Origin of the sequence: Pseudomonas sp. G5001 (assembly GCF_013385475.1) — a bacterium.
Classification (GTDB): Bacteria; Pseudomonadota; Gammaproteobacteria; order Pseudomonadales; family Pseudomonadaceae; genus Aquipseudomonas.
On the sequence record NZ_JACAPZ010000005.1, the window covers coordinates 35,731 to 54,518 of the forward strand.

The following is an 18,788-nucleotide window of genomic DNA, read 5'->3' on the forward strand; positions in this document are numbered from 1 at the left end:
TTACTTGGCTGCGCGCTCTTTGGCGATCAATTGGTCGGCCACGTTCAGCGCCTGCTCTTCGCCGCCGGCACTGCCGATGTCAAAGCGGTATTTGCCGTTGACGATCAGCGTCGGTACGCCTTGCACGCCGTATTTCTGGGCCAGTTCCTTGTATTGGGCCATCTTGCCCTTCACAGCGAACGAGTTGAATGTCTCCAGGAACTTGGTTTTGTCGACGCCTTGGGTGGCGACGAAATCGGCCATGTCTTCAGGCTTCACAAGGCGCTTGCCTTCTTTCTGGATGGCATTGAAGACAGCCGCGTGAACCTTGTGTTCTACACCCATGGTGTCCAGGGTAATGAACAGCTGGCCGTGGGCGTCCCATGGGCCGCCGAACAGGGCAGGAATACGTTTGAAGTTCACGTCCTCAGGCAGCTTCTCGACCCACGGATTGATGACTGGCTCAAAGGCGTAGCAATGCGGGCAGCCATACCAGAACAGCTCCACCACTTCGATCTTGCCCGGTACGGAAACCGGCACAGGATTGGCCAGCTCAACGTAGGTTTTACCGGCTTCAAGCGGCACATTATCGGCAGCTTGTGCGGTCATGCCGAAAAGGCTGGCAGTGACGAGAGCGGCGCTGAGGATCAGATTACGCATGCTTTACTCCTGGACAAATAAAGTCGCCTCACGCGACCTTTGTTGTGACAGGTCTACGCGGGCATGAGTTCGTTAGTGTAACGGCACCGGCCACAAAAAAGGGCAGCCTGGGCCACCCTTTTTATGCTTGCATCGACGGATTAATCGAGCGTTAACGTAGCCGGGGCCCTTAGTGCAGGCCCTGGATGTATTGGGACACGGCTTCGATGTCCTTGTTGCTGAGTTTCGCGGCGATGCTCTGCATGATCTTGGTATCGCCGTCGTTGGTGCGATTGCCTTCGCGGAAGTCTGTCAGCTGTTTGCCGATGTACTGGGCATGCTGCCCGCTCAAGTGCGGGAAGCCAGCGGCAGCCAGGCCTGCGCCGTTAGGCGAGTGGCAACCGATGCAGGAAGGCATGCCTTTTTCCAGGTTGCCGCCGCGGAACAATTCTTCACCGCGGGCCACCAGTTTCGCATCAGCAGCTCCCACACTGCCTTTCTGGCTGGCAAAATACGCCGCGATATCCGCCAGGTCCTGATCGCTGAGGTTGGCCAACAAGCCGGTCATTTCCAGGACCGTACGCTTGCCGTCCTTGATGTCGTGCATCTGCTTGGTCAGGTAACGCTCACCCTGGCCGGCCAGTTTTGGAAAGTTAGGCGCCGGGCTATTACCGTCCGGTCCATGGCAAGCACCACATACGGCGGCTTTCGCCTGGCCAGCAGTGGCGTCGCCTGCGGCATGGGCAACACCGGTGATGCCCAGGGTCAACAGCAGACTCACGATCAGTTTGTTCATCAGCTAATCCAACTACGGCTAAGGGTTAAAGAGTTATGGACCGGGTTCACTCACCATCAACTGAATGACGGCATGGTAATCCTCGGTACTGCAGTCCATGCACAAACCACGCGGCGGCATCGCCTTGAAACCCTGGGTCACGTGTTGCACCAGCGTGTCCATACCTTGAGCCAATCTTGGCTTCCAGGCTGCCTGGTCACCCCGTCCAGGGGCGTTGGGCAGCTGTCCGGCATGGCAGGCCCCGCAAAAGCGGTTGTACACAGCCTCCGGTTCCTGTGTAGCCTGCGCACTGTAAAGTGGCATCAAGAAACCGAAGGCCAGCAGCCACTTGGTCATACATCGACCTTTTCAGGGTTTGAGAGCGTTTTGCGTTCTAATGCGCAATAAAGGTCTATCGCTCCCGTGAACTTCATCCTTCGCTGGGACAAAGCACACACAAAATCTGCGGCATTATATACTGGCGCTACTGAAACGGAAACGACACCGCTTGCCGCACCTATTCCCGGCACCGCCCACATCGGAAAACTCATGCAACTCAAGAATCCCATCCTCGGCCTGTGCCAACAGTCCACCTTCATGCTCAGCGCCGCCAAAGTCGACCAATGCCCCGATGACGAAGGCTTCGAAGTCGCATTCGCCGGCCGCTCCAACGCCGGCAAGTCCAGCGCGCTGAACACCCTGACCCACGCCAACCTGGCCCGCACCTCGAAAACCCCGGGGCGCACACAGCTCCTCAACTTCTTCAAGCTAGACGATGATCGGCGTCTGGTCGACCTGCCGGGCTACGGTTATGCAAAAGTACCTATCCCGCTGAAGCTGCACTGGCAGCGTCACCTCGAAGCGTATCTGGGTGGCCGGGAGAGTTTGAAGGGTTTGATTCTGATGATGGACATCCGTCATCCAATGACCGACTTCGACCTGTTGATGCTCGATTGGGCCGTCGCCAGCGGCATGCCGATGCACGTCCTGCTGACCAAGGCCGACAAGCTGACCTACGGCGCAGCCAAGAACACCCTGCTCAAAGTGCAGGCGGAAATCCGTAAGGGTTGGGGTGATGCGGTGACTATCCAGTTGTTCTCGGCGCCAAAACGCATGGGCCTGGAAGACGCCTACACTGTGCTGGCAGGCTGGATGGAACTGGCTGACAAAGGTTCGGAAGCCGCCGAGTAAAAACTCGGGGCAAAAAAAACCCCGGACTTCGTATGGGGAGGGGAAGTTCGGGGTCCAAGTTCCGGACCGCTAGGGCGGGGTCCAGATATCTGCCAACACTTAACACAACATAGGAGCATTGAAGGGCTTCACCACCCATTCAGTAACTCTGAGTAGCAATTCACGGGTTAAGTTCCGGCACGTTCAAAAAACTATTGGAAATAACCCGCCGCGTTTTCCGATCTAAAGCGCTGCCGCGGCATGATGCCGCGGCCCAGGCCCCAGGCTTAGTGCGCTTCGTCCCAGTTGTCGCCCACGCCGACGTCTACCACCAGCGGCACATCCAGCTTTGCCGCCTCGCTCATGTGTTCACGAATCCTCGCGCTGACTTCAGCCACCAGGTCCTCACGTACCTCCAGCACCAATTCATCGTGCACTTGAAGGATGACCTTGGCGTCCAGGCCCGAGTCCGTCAGCCAGTTGTCGACCTTGACCATGGCCTTCTTGATGATATCGGCTGCAGTGCCCTGCATCGGCGCGTTGATTGCCGTACGCTCGGCGCCAGCACGCTCCTGAGGCTTGTTGGAATTGATCTCCGGCAGGTACAGGCGGCGCCCGAACAGGGTTTCCACATAACCCTGATCAGCCGCCTGGGCACGGGTGCGCTCCATGTACTCGCGCACCCCCGGGTAACGGGCGAAGTACACATCGATATAAGCCTTGGCGGTCTTGGTGTCGACGCCGATGTCCTTGCCCAGCTTCTGGGCGCCCATGCCGTAGATCAGGCCAAAGTTGATCGCCTTGGCACTGCGACGCTGATTGGACGTGACCTCGGTCAACTCAACCTTGAACACTTCGGCCGCCGTGGCGGTGTGCACGTCCAGGTCGTCGCGGAACGCATTCAGCAAGCCTTCGTCCTTCGATAAATGCGCCATGATGCGCAGCTCGATCTGCGAGTAGTCCGCCGCCAGCAGCTTGTAGCCCTTGGGCGCGACAAATGCCTGGCGGATACGCCGGCCTTCAGCGGTACGCACCGGAATGTTCTGCAGGTTTGGATCGCTGGAGGACAGGCGCCCGGTTGCTGCTACGGCCTGGTGATAGGAGGTGTGCACGCGACCGGTGCGCGGGTTGATCTGCTCCGGCAAACGGTCGGTGTAGGTGCTTTTCAACTTGCTCATGCTGCGGTACTGCATCAGCACTTTCGGCAGTGGATAGTCATCTTCAGCCAATTTGGCCAAGACTTCCTCGGCCGTCGAGGCCTGGCCCTTGCCGGTCTTCTTCAACACCGGCAGCCCGAGTTTCTCGTAGAGAATCGCACCCAACTGCTTGGGCGAGCCCAGGTTGAATTCCTCGCCGGCGATTTCATACGCCTGGCGCTCGAGGTCGACCATCTTGTTGCCCAGCTCGATGCTCTGGATGCCCAGCAAGGCGGCATCCACCAGGGCGCCCTGGCGCTCAATGCGCGCCAGCACGGGCACCAGCGGCATCTCGATGTCGGACAATACGCTGGCCAGGGTAGGAATAGCGGCAAGCTGCTTGTGCAGTTCCTGGTGCAAACGCAGGGTCACATCCGCGTCTTCCGCCGCGTAAGGGCCAGCTTGCTCCAGGGCAATCTGGTCAAAGGTCAGCTGCTTGGCGCCTTTGCCGGCGATGTCCTGGAAGCTGACGGTGTCGTGGTCCAGGTACTTCTTCGCCAGGCTGTCCATGTCGTGGCGCGTCGCCACGGAGTTCAGCACATAGGATTCAAGCATGGTGTCGAAGGCAATGCCGCGCACGGTGATGCCGTGTGCCGGGTCACCACCGATGGCGCAGTTGGCCAGGATGTTCATGTCGAACTTGGCGTGCTGGCCGACCTTGAGTTTTTCCGGGTCTTCGAGCAACGGCTTCAGGGCCAGCAGCACGGTGTCCCGATCCAGCTGTTCCGGCGCGCCGATGTAGGAGTGGGTCAGCGGAATGTAGGCTGCTTCATGGGCCTGCACGGCAAACGACACACCCACCAGTTGCGCTTTCTGGGCGTCGATCCCGGTGGTCTCGGTATCAAAGGCGAACAGCTTGGCGTCGTTGAGCTTCTTCAGCCAGACATCGAACTGGGCCTGGGTGAGGATGGTTTCGTACACCGGCTCCACAGAAACCGGCGCGACCACCTCAACCGCTGCCTCGGCGACCGCGGCCGAAGGAGCAGCGCTCAACTCGACGCGCTTGGCATCGCGTTGAATCTCGTCAATCCAGCTCTTGAACTCCAGCAGCGTGTACAGCTCCAGCAGCTTCTCGCGATCCGGCTCGATCAGGTGCAAATCATCCAGGCCCACGTCCAGCGGCACGTCGATCTTGATCGTTGCCAGCTCGTAGGACAGGAACGCACTCGCCTTATGCTCTTCCAGTTTGGCGACCAGGGTCTTGGCACCACGAATCGGCAAGGTCGGCACGATATCGAGCTGCTCGTAGAGCTCCTTCAAGCCGCCGTTGACGCCTACCAACAGGCCGGAAGCCGTCTTCGGACCAATGCCCGGAACGCCCGGGATGTTGTCGGACGAATCGCCCATCAACGCCAGGTAATCGATGATCTGCTCGGGAGCGACACCGAATTTCTCCTTCACGCCCTCAACGTCCATGGCGCTACCGGTCATGGTGTTGACCAAGGTAATGTGCCCGTCGACCAGCTGCGCCATGTCCTTGTCGCCGGTGGAAATCACCACCGGACGGTCGGCGGCCGCGCTGCTGCGGGCCAGGGTGCCGATCACGTCGTCCGCTTCGACGCCTTCGACGCACAGCAGCGGGAAGCCCAGGGCGATCACGCTCTGGTGCAGCGGCTCGATCTGCACGCGCATATCATCGGGCATGCTCGCGCGGTTGGCCTTGTATTCGGCGTACAGCTCATCGCGAAATGTCCCGCCCTTGGCGTCGAACACCACCGCGAACGGACTGTTCGGGTATTGCTTGCGCAGGCTTTTGAGCATGTTCAACACGCCCTTGACCGCGCCGGTAGGCAGGCCTTTGGAAGTGGTGAGCGGCGGCAGCGCGTGAAAGGCGCGGTACAGGTAAGAAGAACCGTCCACCAGGACGAGGGGGGCTTGGCTCATGAGCAGGATCAACCTTTTCGGCGGGTCAGGCGCTAGAATAGCCGGACCAATGACGACAAAGGGACAAGGTTATCATGCGTACAGTAAATCGCCTGTTGTTGACCGGCTTGATTGCACTCACTCCGATGGTGGCCATGGCGGCAGATACTGCCCCTTCGGGCGACCCGGAAGTCACCATTCGCACGGAAGGCGACAAGACCATTCAGGAATACCGCCAGAATGGTTTCCTGTACGCGATCAAGGTGACCCAGAAAGGCTTTCCGCCTTACTTCCTGGTGCGCGCGGACGGAACCGATGCGAACTTCATCCGTTCTGACCAGCCGGATATGCTGATCCCGTCATGGAAGATCTTCGAATGGAAATGATTTCTTAACTTTAATCGGCGCTGCTCCCTGCAGCGCCCGTAACGGCAGTTTTAACCATGTCTGTGTTCACCCCCCTGGCTCGGCCCGAGCTGGAAACCTTTCTTGCCCCTTACGGGCTCGGCCGCCTGCTTGATTTCCAGGGGATTGCCGCTGGTAGTGAAAACACCAATTTCTTCATCAGCCTGGAACAGGGCGAATTTGTCCTGACCCTGGTCGAGCGCGGCCCCGTGCAGGAAATGCCGTTCTTCATCGAACTGCTGGACGTGCTCCACGACGCTGATTTGCCAGTGCCTTACGCCCTGCGTACCACCGACGGCGTGGCCTTGCGCGAGTTGGCGGGCAAACCGGCGCTGTTGCAACCGCGCCTGGCGGGCAAGCACATCAAGGACGCCAACGCCCAGCATTGCGTGCAAGTGGGCGAATTGCTCGGGCACCTGCACCTGGCCACCCAAGGCGAGAAGGTGTTGGAACGCAAGACCGATCGCGGGCTGGACTGGATGCTCAGCGAAGGCGCGCAGCTGATCTCGCACCTCGACGCGGAACAACGCGGCCTGTTGCAAGCGGCGCTGGATGAGATCGAGGCGCACAAGGCGCAGATCCTCGCGCTGCCCCGGGCAAACATCCACGCCGACCTGTTTCGCGACAACGCGATGTTCGAAGGCACGCACCTGACCGGGCTGATCGACTTCTACAACGCCTGCTCGGGGCCGATGCTGTACGACGTGGCGATCGCCCTGAACGACTGGTGCTCGGACGCCGACGGCGTGATCGACGGCCAACGGGCGCGGGCGTTGCTGGGGGCTTATGCGGGCTTGCGACCGTTTACCGCCAAGGAAGCGGAGCTGTGGCCGACCATGCTGCGTGTGGCCTGTGTGCGGTTCTGGCTGTCACGCCTGATTGCGGCTGAATCGTTCGCCGGGCAGGACGTGCTGATTCACGACCCGCGCGAGTTTCAGGTGCGCCTGGCGCAACGCCAGCAGGTCAAGACCCCGCTGCCGTTCGCGCTGTAAAGATCGTACGCGATCAAAATGTGGGAGCGGGCTTGCTCGCGAATGTGGAGTTTCAGTCACCAGATGCGCTGACTGATCCACCGCATTCGCGAGCAAGCCCGCTCCCACAATGGTTATGCGGCGTCTGTCAGAGCGACTCCAGGCACCCAGCCAGGTCATTCCCCAGCTTCTCCAGCACCTGCTCATACCCCTGGGCGGAGGCCGGCGTGTAGCCGCCCAACGCATCCAGCTCCGCCAGCTTCACCGGCAAACCCGCCACCAGCGTTTCCGCCAGACGCGGGCGCAACGGCGGCTCGCTGAACACACAAGTCTTGCCCACTTCCTGCAAACGCGTACGCATCGCTGCCACATGCTGGGCACCCGGCTGCACTTCTGCGGCCACGCTGAACACCCCGGTGTGCTTGAGGCCGTAGGCATCTTCGAAGTAATCGAAGGCTTCATGGAACACGAAGTACGGCTTGCCGGCGACGTCCGCCATACGTGCCTTCAAGCGCGCGTCCAGTGCATCCATACGGCCATCAAAGGCCTTCACGTTGCTCTGGTAACGCTCGGCGTTCGCCGGGTCGGCAGCGCTGAGATCCGCCGCCATGCGGTTCGCAATCACCCGGGCGTTGACCGTCGACAGCCACAAATGCGCATCCAGGCTGCCCGGGCGATGGTCGTGATCATGTTCGTCGGCATCTTCAGCATGGGAGTGGCTATCTTCGGCGAACCGACGCAGTTTCATTCCCGGAAGGTCCTGCACCGCCACCGTCGGCAAGCTGCGGCCTTTCAAGACGCGCGGCAGAAAGCTTTCCATGTCCGGGCCGATCCAATACAGCAGGTCCACCGACTGCACGCGCCGTACGTCGGAAGGCCGCAACGCATAGTTATGCGGCGAAGCGCCCGGCGGCAGCAATACCTCGGGAATCGCCACGCCATCCTGCACAGCAGCAGCAATCAGTTGTAACGGTTTGATGCTGGTCAGCACCCGAACCTCCGCCTGAGCGGCACCGGCAAGCAGCAAACTGGTGACAAATACGACAAAAACGGGAAAAAGTCTGGACACGATGACCACTCAAGGAGGCAGGAACAGGTAACATAATAACGTCTCTCACAAATATCTGTCGCCGCTCATGCCTAAAACACCGCTTGCCAGCCGTCCCCATGACCACTCTCACTGCGTGCACAGCGCACTGTCAGAGGCCGACGCACTGTGCGCGCGCCAAGGGCTGCGCCTGACCGCCCTGCGTCGCCGGGTGCTGGAGCTGGTGTGGCAAAGCCACAAGCCGCTGGGTGCCTACGACATCCTCGGCGTGCTCAGCGAGCAGGACGGCCGCCGCGCCGCGCCGCCCACGGTGTACCGCGCGCTGGACTTCCTGCTGGACAACGGCCTGGTGCACCGCATCTCATCGCTCAACGCCTTTGTCGGCTGTAACCACCCGGAACACGCGCACCAGGGCCAGTTCCTGATTTGCCGCGAGTGCCACGCCGCCATCGAACTTGAGCAAAAAAGCATCAGCGACAGCATCATCAAGAGCGCCGGCGACGTCGGCTTCAAGGTCGAAGGGCAAACCGTCGAAGTCGTCGGTGTGTGCTCGGGCTGCCAGGGGGCTTGATGAGCACTGCGTTAATCCGCCTGGAGCAGGTCGGGGTCACGTTCGCCGGGCAAAACGTGCTGGACAACATCGCCCTGAGCGTCGAGCCAGGTCAGATCGTCACGCTGATCGGCCCCAACGGTGCCGGCAAGACCACCCTGGTGCGCGCCGTACTCGGCCTGCTCAAGCCCGACAGCGGCAGCGTGTGGCGCAAGCCGAGGCTGCGGGTCGGCTACATGCCGCAGAAGCTGCATGTGGACCCGACCTTGCCCCTCTCGGTGCTGCGCTTCCTGCGCCTGGTGCCCGGTGTCGACCGTGCCCGCGCACAGTCCGCCCTCAAGGAAGTGGGCGCCGAACAGGTGATCGACAGCCCGGTGCAAAGCATCTCCGGCGGCGAAATGCAGCGAGTGCTGCTGGCCCGCGCCCTGCTGCGCGAGCCGGAATTGCTGGTACTGGATGAACCCGTACAGGGCGTCGACGTCGCCGGCCAGGCCGAGCTGTACAGCCTGATCACCCGCCTGCGGGACCGCCATGGTTGCGGCGTGCTGATGGTCTCCCACGACCTGCACCTGGTGATGAGCACCACCGACCAAGTGGTGTGCCTCAATCGCCACGTGTGCTGCTCCGGCCACCCGGAACAGGTCAGCGGTGACCCGGCTTTCGTCGAGCTGTTCGGCAAGAACGCCCAGAGCCTGGCGATCTACCACCACCATCACGACCACGCCCATGACCTGCATGGCGCCGTAGTCGATGACTCCACCGCATCCCACACCCACGTTCATGGAGATAGCTGCAAGCATGGCTGATTTTCTGCTCTACGCCCTGCTGGCAGGCTTGGCTCTGGCGCTGGTGGCGGGCCCACTGGGCTCGTTCGTGGTCTGGCGGCGCATGGCCTATTTTGGCGACACCCTGTCACACGCTGCGCTGCTGGGCGTGGCCATGGGATTTCTGCTGGATGTGAGCCCGACCATTGCCGTCACCGTCGGCTGCCTGCTGCTGGCTGTGCTGCTGGTGACCCTGCAACAGCGTCAGCCTCTGGCCTCCGATACCCTGCTGGGCATCCTGGCCCCAAGCACCTTGTCCCTGGGCCTGGTGGTGCTGAGCTTCATGCATGAAGTGCGCATCGACCTGATGGCCTACCTGTTCGGCGACCTGCTGGCGATCAGCCCCACCGACCTGGCGTGGATTCTAGGCGGCAGCGCGGCAGTGCTGGTGCTGCTGGTGACGCTGTGGCGCCCGCTGCTGGCGATCACCGTTCACGAAGAACTGGCCACCGTCGAAGGCTTGCCCGTGGCGGCGCTGCGCATGACCCTGATGCTGCTGATCGCCGTGGTGATCGCTGTCGCGATGAAGATTGTCGGCGTATTGTTGATCACATCGCTGCTGATCATCCCGGCTGCTGCGGCCCAGCGTCACGCCCGCTCGCCGGAGCAAATGGCGCTCGGCGCCAGCCTTCTGGGGATGCTCGCGGTGTGTGGTGGCCTGGCGCTGTCCTGGTTCAAGGACACCCCGGCCGGGCCGTCGATTGTGGTCACGGCGGCCGCCCTGTTTCTGCTGAGTTTTGTCCTGCCCCGTCGTGGGGTGTAGACTTGCTCGCTTTTTGCGCAATTAGAGAGTCGCAGGAATGAAGCTGTTCAACGCCCGTTATCTGCTCCTTGCCGCATTTTCCTTGCTGCTGGGCGCCTGCCAAAGCACCCCGCCCGCCGCCCCCCAGGCGCCGGACGCACGTGCTGCGGCCATCGCACAGCTGGAGCAAAACCTCGCCAGCAGTGAACTGGCCACCGCCGAAGACGAGCTGGCCGCCTTGCAGGCCCAGTCGCCCAACGACCCGGCGCTGGAGCCTTATCAGCGCCAACTGGCCGAAGCCTATTTGCAGCGCAGCCAGATCGTCCTGCAAAAGGGTGATGTCAACGCTGCCGCGACGGCCCTGAGCCGCGCACGGGCATTGATGCCCAAGGCTCCGGCGCTGACCGGTGGCGTCAACAGTGCGATCGCCCATGCCCGTAAAGTCGAGCTGGACAAAGCCGAGGCCGCCCTGAAAGCCGCCGAAGCCAAGCCGCCGGCCAAGGTCATCGACCCGGCAGCGCCAAGCACTACGGTTGCGCTGAACCTCACCGATATCGAGGCACTGCGCCATCAACTGGATGAGATCGCCACCGATGTGGTGAATTACCAGTGCGATGTGAGCATCCAGGCGCCGCGCACCGAAGATTACCCATGGCTGGCCACGTTGCTGACCAAACGGGTGAAGCGCATCGATTCGGGGTATGACCTGAAGATTCACCGGCAGATCCTGAAGAAGGTTCCGGCGCAGGTCGTGCTGATTCCGCGTAAGACTGAATAACGCCATTCGCGAGCAAGCCCGCTCCCACATTTAACCGAGTTCCAACTTTGGAATGCGGTCAAATGTGGGAGCGGGCTTGCTCGCGAAGGCGATCTAACAAACGACCGATACCTTAAGCCGGAACAGCTTTAGCCTTCGGCTCCCGATCCCAGACCCGATGCTGGGCAATCGCCGCAAAGAACGCCTTAAACGCCTTCGCGTCGCCGCCCACAATCAAGCCCGCATCCGCCTCAAGCTTCAGCACATCCAGCAACTGCTTCGCCTCACCGGCCAGGGCAATTGCTTTCAAGTGCTTGTAGGCCTCCAGCAGGTAATGCAACGCCACACCATCAGCGCTCAACGCCTGAACCGACTTGGCGCCACCCGGCACAAACACCGCATCGAACGCCACCGAAGGCAAGCCTTCCATGGAAGCGTCCACCGGAAGGCTCTTGCCATCCGCCGTCGTTACCGGCGCCGAGGTAGGCCCCAGCAACTTCGCATGCGCACCTGCGGCCTCAAGCGCCTTCTTCAAGGCATCAATCGCCGCACCATCAACACCGTTCGCCGCCAGAATCGCCACCTTGCGGGTCTTGATATCACCCGACAGCAAATTGGCCTGGCTCAACGCTGGCGAGCGTTCCGGAGACGTCTTGCGCTCTGGCACCGTACCTTTAGTCGGTGCTGGCAAGCCCAGGTTCTGCGCCACACGCTTGGCCAGTTCCAAGTCGATGTTGGCGAGGATCTCATTCACCTGGCGAGCGCGAATAAACTCACGCTCCACCTTGCCCAGTTCAAAGCTGTAGGCGGCGATGATGTGCTCCTGCTCGTGCTTGCTCATGCTGCGGAAAAACAAGCGCGCCTGGGAGAAGTGATCACCGAACGACTCGCTGCGCTCACGGATCTTGTGGGCATCAATGCGCTCCGGATACGTCTCAAAACCACCGTCCTGCGCCGCAGGCGGAGTTTCTTTCGGCCAGCCGCCATCAATCGAGTTCGGCTCGTAGGACGCGCGGCCCTTGTCGATGGTGGTGCGGTGCATGGCATCGCGCTGGCCGTTATGGAACGGCGCTACCGGACGGTTGATCGGCAACTCGTGAAAGTTCGGCCCGCCGAGTCGGCTGATCTGCGTATCGGTGTAGGAAAACAGACGGCCTTGCAGCAGCGGGTCATTGGAGAAGTCGATGCCCGGCACGATATGCCCCGGGCAGAACGCCACTTGCTCGGTCTCGGCGAAGTAGTTGTCCGGGTTGCGATTGAGCACCATCTTGCCCAGCGGCGTGATCGGCACCAGCTCTTCGGGGATCAGCTTGGTCGGGTCGAGAATATCGAAGTCGAACTTATGCTCGTCCTCTTCGGCGATGATCTGCACGCCCAATTCCCACTCCGGGTAATCGCCACTTTCAATGGATTCCCACAGGTCACGACGGTGGAAGTCCGTGTCTTTGCCCGCCAGCTTCTGCGCCTCGTCCCACACCAGGGAGCAGGTGCCGACGGTAGGCCGCCAGTGGAATTTGACGAAGTTGGATTTGCCCTCGGCATTCACCAGGCGGAAGGTGTGCACGCCAAACCCCTGCATGGTTCGCAGGCTTTTCGGGATCGCCCGGTCAGACATGGCCCAGATCACCATGTGCGCCGACTCCGGCTGCAGCGAGACAAAATCCCAGAACGTATCGTGGGCCGAGCCGCCGGTAGGAATCTCGTTGTGGGGCTCAGGTTTTACCGCATGCACGAAGTCAGGAAACTTGATCGCGTCCTGAATGAAAAACACCGGCATGTTGTTGCCCACCAGGTCGAAGTTGCCTTCGTCGGTGAAGAACTTCACAGCAAACCCACGCACGTCACGCACGGTATCGCCGGAGCCGCGTGGGCCCTGAACCGTGGAGAAGCGCGCAAATACCGGGGTTTTATGTTCCGGGTTACGCAGGAACCCGGCCTTGCTCAGCGCCGAATGATTTTCATAGGTCTGGAAATAACCATGGGCACCGGTACCCCGAGCATGAACGATACGTTCCGGGATCCGCTCATGGTCAAAGTGCGTGATTTTTTCACGCATGATGAAGTCTTCCAGCAGCGATGGGCCACGGGAGCCGACCTTCAAGCTGTTCTGGTTATCGGAAACCTTCACGCCCTGGTTGGTGCGCAGTGCCTGGCCCGTCGCGTCGGAGCGGAATGTTTCCAGGCTTTGCAGCTTGGCGTTGGTGTTGCCACGGTCCAGAGTGTCGGTGCCCGCAAGTTCGCTCTTGGGCGGGGTAACTGGCTTTTTAGTACTCATCAGACAAAAACTCCTCGTTTGCGTAGGCCAGAGCGATCCCCGGCTCTTCTTGAGCAAAACCCCAGGCACGGCACCTGGGAGTTTCGAGTTGCTTATGTAGTGACTGACACGGTTTTGTACCGTTCCTTTTTTATGACCTTTGATCGCGTTATTGCCAAATCGCTGGTCGGATGAGAAATAAATGCTAAGAAACGCTATACGGACAGGCTAAAATGCGCGCCCGGCTAACCGCTGATCCCTTTTTAATGCGCCCCACAAGGTTCGCTACGTGATCGAGTTTCATAACGTCCATAAAACCTACCGGGTCGCCGGTAAGGATATCCCCGCACTGCATCCCACCAACCTGCGCGTCGAAAATGGCCAGGTGTTTGGTCTGATCGGCCATTCCGGTGCGGGAAAAAGTACTTTGCTGCGTCTGATCAACCGCCTGGAGCAACCCAGCGGCGGCCAGATCAAGGTCGATGACGAAGAAGTCACCGCCCTCGACGCCAACGGCCTGCGCCGTTTCCGGCAACAGGTCGGGATGATCTTCCAGCACTTCAACCTGCTGGCATCCAAGACCGTTGCCGACAACGTGGCGCTGCCGCTGACCCTCGCGGGCGAACTTTCCCGCAAGGAAATCGACCTGCGCGTGGCCGAATTGCTGGCGCGGGTCGGCCTGTCCGACCATGCCAAGAAGTACCCGGCGCAGTTGTCTGGCGGCCAGAAGCAGCGCGTCGGCATCGCCCGCGCCCTGGCCACCAAGCCGAAAATCCTGCTGTGCGACGAAGCCACCAGCGCCCTCGACCCGCAGACCACGGCCTCGGTCCTGCAACTGCTGGCCGAGATCAACCGCGAGCTGAAGCTGACTATCGTGCTGATCACTCATGAAATGGACGTGATCCGCCGCGTGTGCGACCACGTGGCCGTGATGGACGCCGGCGTGATCGTCGAGCAAGGCACCGTCGCCGACGTATTCCTGCACCCCAAGCACCCGACCACCAAGCGCTTCGTGCAGGAATCCGAGCAAGTCGACGAAGGCGAACAGCGTGATGACTTCGCCCATGTACCGGGGCGCATCGTGCGACTGACGTTCCAGGGCGAAGCGACCTACGCGCCGCTGCTGGGTACCGTCGCCCGCGACACGGGTGTGGACTACAGCATCCTCGCCGGTCGTATCGACCGCATCAAAGACATTCCCTACGGGCAACTGACCCTCGCCGTCACCGGCGGTGACATGGAGGCCGCCTTCGCCGCCTTCACCGCGGCAGACGTCCATATGGAGGTGCTGCGCTAATGGAAATCCTCTTGAGCTTTTTCTCGAACATCGACTGGTCGGAAATCCTGCTCGCCACCGGCGACACCATGACCATGCTGTTCGGCTCGCTGCTGTTCACCGTATTGCTGGGCTTGCCGTTGGGCGTGCTGCTGTTCCTGTGCAGCCCGCGTCAGCTGTTCGAGCAAAAGAATGTTTATGCGCTGTTGTCGCTGGTGGTGAACATCCTGCGTTCGCTGCCGTTCATTATCCTGTTGATCGTAATGATCCCGTTCACGGTGCTGATCACCGGCACCTCGCTGGGTGTTGCCGGTGCAATTCCGCCACTGGTGGTGGGTGCCACGCCGTTCTTTGCGCGCCTGGTGGAAACCGCGCTGCGTGAAGTGGACCGCGGGATTATCGAAGCGACCCAGGCCATGGGCGCGACCACTCGCCAGATCATTACCAACGCGTTGCTGCCCGAAGCCCGCCCCGGCATCTTCGCGGCGATTACGGTGACGGCGATTACACTGGTTTCCTACACGGCCATGGCCGGTGTAGTGGGTGCCGGTGGCCTGGGTGACTTGGCGATCCGCTTCGGTTATCAGCGCTTCCAGACCGACGTGATGGTGGTCACCGTGGTGCTGCTGCTGATCCTGGTACAAATTCTGCAAACCGTCGGCGACAAGCTGGTGGTGCACTTTTCTCGAAAATAACGGCTATTGCCGGCGTTAAGCCGGCCAATTCCCGAACAAGGAGCTTGTTGAATGAAAAAACTACTGGTTGCTTTCGCCGCCGTTGCCGCGTTCTCCGCCCACGCCGCCGAAACCCTCACCGTGGCCGCGTCCCCGGTGCCGCACGCTGAAATCCTCGAATTCGTGAAGCCGGCTCTGGCCAAGGAAGGCGTGGACCTGCAGGTCAAAGTCTTCACCGACTACGTTCAGCCAAACGTACAGGTAGCCGAAAAGCGCCTGGACGCCAACTTCTTCCAGCACCAGCCGTACCTGGATGAGTTCAACAAAGCCAAGGGCACTCACCTGGTGAGCGTTGGCGCTGTGCACCTGGAGCCTCTGGGCGCCTACTCCAGCAAGTACAAGAAGCTGGAAGACCTGCCAAGCGGCGCCAACGTCGTGATCCCGAACGACGCCACCAACGGCGGCCGTGCGCTGTTGCTGCTGGCCAAGCACAACCTGATCACCCTGAAGGACCCGACCAACATCCTGTCGACCATCAAGGACATCACTGAAAACCCGAAAGGTCTGAAATTCCGCGAACTGGAAGCCGCCACCCTGCCGCGCGTGCTGACCCAGGTCGACCTGGCGCTGATCAACACCAACTACGCCCTGGAAGCCAAGCTGGACCCGTCCAAGGACGCACTGGTGATTGAAGGCAACGACTCGCCTTACGTGAACATCCTGGTGACCCGCGAAGACAACAAGGATTCGGACGCGGTGAAGAAGCTGGTAGCAGCCCTGCACACCCCGGAAGTGAAAGCGTTCATTCTTGAGAAGTACAAAGGCGCGATCCTGCCGGCGTTCTGATCCAAGGCCGAAACCCCGATCGAAAAAGCGGACGCAGAGCGTCCAGTGGGGCATTCCCACGCAGAGCGTGGGAACGATCCAAACCAATGTGGGAGCGGGCTTGCTCGCGAAGGCGGTGGTTCAGTCGATACATCTGTTGACTGACACACCGCCTTCGCGAGCAAGCCCGCTCCCACATTTGATTTGTGTCGCTCAGAAAATGGTCGGCAAGCTTATTTACGCTGCAACAACCCCGGGAACTGCGCCACCAGCTTCTGGTTGTTCAACGGCGCCCGGATAAACCCGCGTTGCGTTCCATCCGGACCGATCAGCGCAAGGTTGCCGCTGTGGTCGACAGTGTAGTTGGGCTTGCTGGTGTCTGCCGGAATAAACGGAATGCTCACCGCATTCGAAACCTTCTGCACATCGTCCACATTCGCACCGGTCAAGCCCTCGAACTGTGGATCGAAGTAGCCCAGGTACTGCTTGAGCTGCGCCGGTGTATCGCGGTTCGGGTCAACGCTGACCAAAATCACCTGCAACTTATCCACAACGTCCTTGGGCAGCTCGCTCTTGATCTGCCGCAGCTGGGCGAGGGTGGTCGGACAGATGTCCGGGCAGAAGGTGTAGCCGAAGAACAGCACGCTCCACTTGCCTTTCAGCTCGTTGACCACCACCGGCTGGCCGTCCTGGTTGGTCATGGTCACCGGCGGCAACTGGCGGCTTTGCGGCAGCAGGATGATGCCGGCATCGATCAAGGCCGTCGGGTCGCCCTGGCCTTTGCCACTCAGTACTTTGTTGACGGTCAGGCCCATGATCAACGCGACAATGGCCACCAGAATGAAGACAGTTTTTTGAGTTCGAGTCATAGGTTCAACAATAGGTAATGGTCTACGAGCAGGGCGATAAACAGCATGAACAGGTACCCGATAGAGTACTTGAAGGTGTTGATCGCCGCGTGCGGCCGACTGCCACGGTACAGCACCCAGGCCCATTGCAGAAAGCGCCCGCCCAGAACCAGTGCGCACACCAGGTACAGCATGCCGCTCATGTGGATGACATAGGGCATCAGGCTGACCGCCAGCAAGGCGAAGGTGTAGAGCAGGATATGCACCTTGGTGTAGTGCTCGCCGTGGGTCACGGGCAGCATCGGGATGTCGGCCTTGGCGTATTCCTCCTTGCGGTGAATCGCCAGGGCCCAGAAGTGCGGCGGGGTCCAGGCGAAGATGATCAGCACCAGCAGCAACGGCTCGGCGCTGACGTGGCCAGTGACGGCAACCCAACCCAGCAACGGCGGCGCGGCGCCAGCCAGCCCACCGATGACGATGTTCTGCGGCGTCGCACGCTTGAGAAAACCGGTGTAGATCACGGCGTAGCCCAACAGTGAAGCCAGCGTCAGCCAGGCGGCCAGCGGATTGGTGAACGCCAGCAACAGCGCCAGCCCGGCCACCGCCAGCACCATCGCAAAAACAAGCGCCGCCACAGGCGATACGCGCCCTTCCGCCAGCGGGCGCTTATGGGTACGCGCCATCAGCGCATCGATGCGCCGGTCCACCACATGGTTGACCGCCGCCGCGCCGCCGGCACACAGCGCGATCCCCAGGTTGCCGAAAATCAGCACCGGCCACGGTACCCCGGCGCGGGTGGCGAGGAACATGCCCACCAGCGAGGTGATGAGCATCAGCACCACCACTTTTGGCTTGGTCAGCTCCAGATAGTCACGCCAGATCGCCTGGCTGTGACGCTCGCTGATCAAGGTCGCCATGGCATCTCTCCTTTAATGGTTATGAGGCCCGACACGTGTTTACGCGGGCTGAAGCGCCAGCCGAACGGCAACTGATGTCGCACCCGAACCAGGCTGGTGCGGGCGTGGTAATTGACCAGCACCAGCGTCAGCAGCAACGCCGCGCCGCCGGCGTTATGCGCGACCGCAACCGGCAGCGGCAGGTGGAAGTACACGTTACTCAGGCCCAGGCAGAGTTGCGCCGTCAGGGCGATCAGCAACAGGCCCGCCAGGCGGGTCATGCCGACCACCTTGAGCTGCCAGGCCAGGCCCAGCAACACGACAGTGACCAGCAGCGCGCCAATCCGGTGGGTGAGGTGAATCGCCGTGCGCGCATCACTGTCCAGTTGCCCGCCGAGGTAATTGGGGCCGATATGCTGGGTGAGGTGAAAGCCATTGGCGAAATCCGCCGCCGGCCACCATTGCCCGTGACAGGTCGGCAGGTCGATACACGCCACGGCTGCGTAGTTGGAGCTGACCCATCCACCCAGCGCGATCTGGCCGATCACCAGCACCAGCCCGGCCGTCGCCCAATACTGCAAACGCCTGGGCACGATCAGCGCCGGCAATACGCCGGACAATCGCAGCGTCAGCAAGAAGAGCAGGCTCAACGTCGCAAACCCGCCCAATAAATGCCCGGTGACCACTTGCGGCCAGAGCTTCAGCGTCACCGTCCACATGCCAAACGCTGCCTGGGCGAACACCACCGCCAACAGGAACAACGGCAGCTTTAACGGCTGGCCCGGATGATGCCGATGGGTCCAGGCGCGCGCCGCCAGCAGCACGATCAACAGCCCGAGGGTGCCGGCGAAGTAACGGTGGGTCATCTCGTTCCAGCCCTTGTCCGCCTCGACCGGCGTGTCCGGGTAATGCAGTTCGGCATGGGCCAGCTGGGCTTCGCTTTTTGGCACGCTGATAAAGCCATAACAACCCGGCCAGTCCGGGCAACCGAGGCCCGCGTGGGTGAGGCGGGTATAGGCGCCCAGCAGCACCACGATCAGGGCCAGCAGGGTGGCAAACAGCGCGAGGCGAAATCCAGGTTTGGCCATGACGGTGTC

At 61.0% G+C, this 18,788-nt stretch carries 19 protein-coding genes; 10 read left to right on the top strand and 9 right to left on the bottom strand.

Annotated elements, in window-relative coordinates; translation table 11 throughout:
* The 3 genes from HX805_RS01510 to HX805_RS01520 all read right to left on the bottom strand — a co-directional run bounded on the left by HX805_RS01510 (position 1) and on the right by HX805_RS01520 (position 1,750).
* Positions 1-639, bottom strand: a complete 639-nt coding sequence (locus HX805_RS01510) for a thiol:disulfide interchange protein DsbA/DsbL (RefSeq protein ID WP_087694548.1) — start codon at positions 637-639, stop codon at positions 1-3.
* A 169-nt stretch (positions 640-808) separates the two neighbouring features.
* The gene (locus HX805_RS01515; RefSeq protein ID WP_177116533.1) at positions 809-1,414 is read right to left on the bottom strand and encodes a cytochrome c4; all 606 of its coding nucleotides are present in this window, start codon (positions 1,412-1,414) and stop codon (positions 809-811) included.
* Positions 1,415-1,447: 33 nt separating this feature from the next.
* Positions 1,448-1,750, bottom strand: a complete 303-nt coding sequence (locus HX805_RS01520; protein WP_003214809.1) for a cytochrome c5 family protein — start codon at positions 1,748-1,750, stop codon at positions 1,448-1,450.
* 192 nt (positions 1,751-1,942) lie between these two features.
* Between HX805_RS01520 and yihA the strand changes: the two genes are divergently transcribed.
* Positions 1,943-2,584, top strand: coding sequence for a ribosome biogenesis GTP-binding protein YihA/YsxC (yihA, locus tag HX805_RS01525; protein ID WP_177116534.1), 642 nt, complete (start codon positions 1,943-1,945; stop codon positions 2,582-2,584).
* Positions 2,585-2,850: 266 nt separating this feature from the next.
* Here the strand turns inward: yihA and polA are convergent, their stop codons facing one another.
* Positions 2,851-5,643, bottom strand: a complete 2,793-nt coding sequence (gene polA, locus HX805_RS01530; protein WP_177116535.1) for a DNA polymerase I — start codon at positions 5,641-5,643, stop codon at positions 2,851-2,853.
* A gap of 74 nt (positions 5,644-5,717) precedes the next feature.
* On the opposite strand from polA, the gene HX805_RS01535 reads away from it, so the two are divergent.
* Both HX805_RS01535 and HX805_RS01540 read left to right on the top strand, forming a co-directional pair.
* Positions 5,718-6,008, top strand: coding sequence for a DUF2782 domain-containing protein (locus HX805_RS01535; protein WP_003214814.1), 291 nt, complete (start codon positions 5,718-5,720; stop codon positions 6,006-6,008).
* A gap of 56 nt (positions 6,009-6,064) precedes the next feature.
* Positions 6,065-7,018 (top strand): homoserine kinase, encoded by a 954-nt coding sequence (locus tag HX805_RS01540; protein ID WP_102367835.1) that lies wholly within the window; start codon positions 6,065-6,067, stop codon positions 7,016-7,018.
* 127 nt (positions 7,019-7,145) lie between these two features.
* On the opposite strand, the gene HX805_RS01545 is transcribed toward HX805_RS01540, so the two are convergent.
* Complete coding sequence (locus HX805_RS01545; RefSeq protein ID WP_008439631.1) at positions 7,146-8,075, bottom strand: zinc ABC transporter substrate-binding protein; 930 nt, start codon at positions 8,073-8,075, stop codon at positions 7,146-7,148.
* 58 nt (positions 8,076-8,133) lie between these two features.
* On the opposite strand from HX805_RS01545, the gene HX805_RS01550 reads away from it, so the two are divergent.
* From HX805_RS01550 to HX805_RS01565, 4 genes are read left to right on the top strand one after another with little or no spacing between them, the layout of a single operon-like run.
* The gene (locus HX805_RS01550; protein WP_003214819.1) at positions 8,134-8,616 is read left to right on the top strand and encodes a Fur family transcriptional regulator; all 483 of its coding nucleotides are present in this window, start codon (positions 8,134-8,136) and stop codon (positions 8,614-8,616) included.
* A complete protein-coding gene (gene znuC, locus HX805_RS01555; RefSeq protein ID WP_008439630.1) occupies positions 8,616-9,401 on the top strand; it encodes a zinc ABC transporter ATP-binding protein ZnuC in 786 nt (261 codons plus the stop codon). Before HX805_RS01550 ends, znuC begins: the two co-directional genes overlap by 1 nt.
* The gene (znuB, locus tag HX805_RS01560; RefSeq protein WP_003214823.1) at positions 9,394-10,182 is read left to right on the top strand and encodes a zinc ABC transporter permease subunit ZnuB; all 789 of its coding nucleotides are present in this window, start codon (positions 9,394-9,396) and stop codon (positions 10,180-10,182) included. Before znuC ends, znuB begins: the two co-directional genes overlap by 8 nt.
* Before the next feature lie 37 nt (positions 10,183-10,219).
* Positions 10,220-10,939, top strand: a complete 720-nt coding sequence (locus tag HX805_RS01565) for a PA5502 family lipoprotein (protein ID WP_003214825.1) — start codon at positions 10,220-10,222, stop codon at positions 10,937-10,939.
* 112 nt (positions 10,940-11,051) lie between these two features.
* Here HX805_RS01565 and katE read toward each other — a convergent pair whose 3' ends face one another.
* Positions 11,052-13,193, bottom strand: a complete 2,142-nt coding sequence (gene katE / locus HX805_RS01570; protein ID WP_177054066.1) for a catalase HPII — start codon at positions 13,191-13,193, stop codon at positions 11,052-11,054.
* A gap of 268 nt (positions 13,194-13,461) precedes the next feature.
* Here katE and HX805_RS01575 point away from each other — a divergent pair, with 268 nt between their 5' ends.
* The 3 genes from HX805_RS01575 to HX805_RS01585 are packed head-to-tail and all read left to right on the top strand — an operon-like array spanning position 13,462 to position 15,968.
* Positions 13,462-14,469: a methionine ABC transporter ATP-binding protein gene (locus tag HX805_RS01575; RefSeq protein ID WP_003214829.1), complete on the top strand. Its 1,008-nt coding sequence runs from the start codon at positions 13,462-13,464 to the stop codon at positions 14,467-14,469.
* Positions 14,469-15,143, top strand: a complete 675-nt coding sequence (locus HX805_RS01580; RefSeq protein WP_003214831.1) for a methionine ABC transporter permease — start codon at positions 14,469-14,471, stop codon at positions 15,141-15,143. Before HX805_RS01575 ends, HX805_RS01580 begins: the two co-directional genes overlap by 1 nt.
* A gap of 51 nt (positions 15,144-15,194) precedes the next feature.
* A complete protein-coding gene (locus HX805_RS01585; RefSeq protein ID WP_003214835.1) occupies positions 15,195-15,968 on the top strand; it encodes a MetQ/NlpA family ABC transporter substrate-binding protein in 774 nt (257 codons plus the stop codon).
* A gap of 212 nt (positions 15,969-16,180) precedes the next feature.
* Here HX805_RS01585 and HX805_RS01590 read toward each other — a convergent pair whose 3' ends face one another.
* From HX805_RS01590 to HX805_RS01600, 3 genes are read right to left on the bottom strand one after another with little or no spacing between them, the layout of a single operon-like run.
* Positions 16,181-16,816 carry an SCO family protein gene (locus HX805_RS01590; protein WP_003214837.1) on the bottom strand — a complete coding sequence of 212 codons (636 nt, stop codon included), beginning with the start codon at positions 16,814-16,816 and terminating at the stop codon, positions 16,181-16,183.
* Complete coding sequence (gene cyoE / locus HX805_RS01595; protein WP_003214839.1) at positions 16,813-17,712, bottom strand: heme o synthase; 900 nt, start codon at positions 17,710-17,712, stop codon at positions 16,813-16,815. Before cyoE ends, HX805_RS01590 begins: the two co-directional genes overlap by 4 nt.
* A complete protein-coding gene (locus tag HX805_RS01600; protein ID WP_177035394.1) occupies positions 17,700-18,779 on the bottom strand; it encodes a heme A synthase in 1,080 nt (359 codons plus the stop codon). Before HX805_RS01600 ends, cyoE begins: the two co-directional genes overlap by 13 nt.
* Between the last annotated feature and the right edge of the window lie 9 nt (positions 18,780-18,788).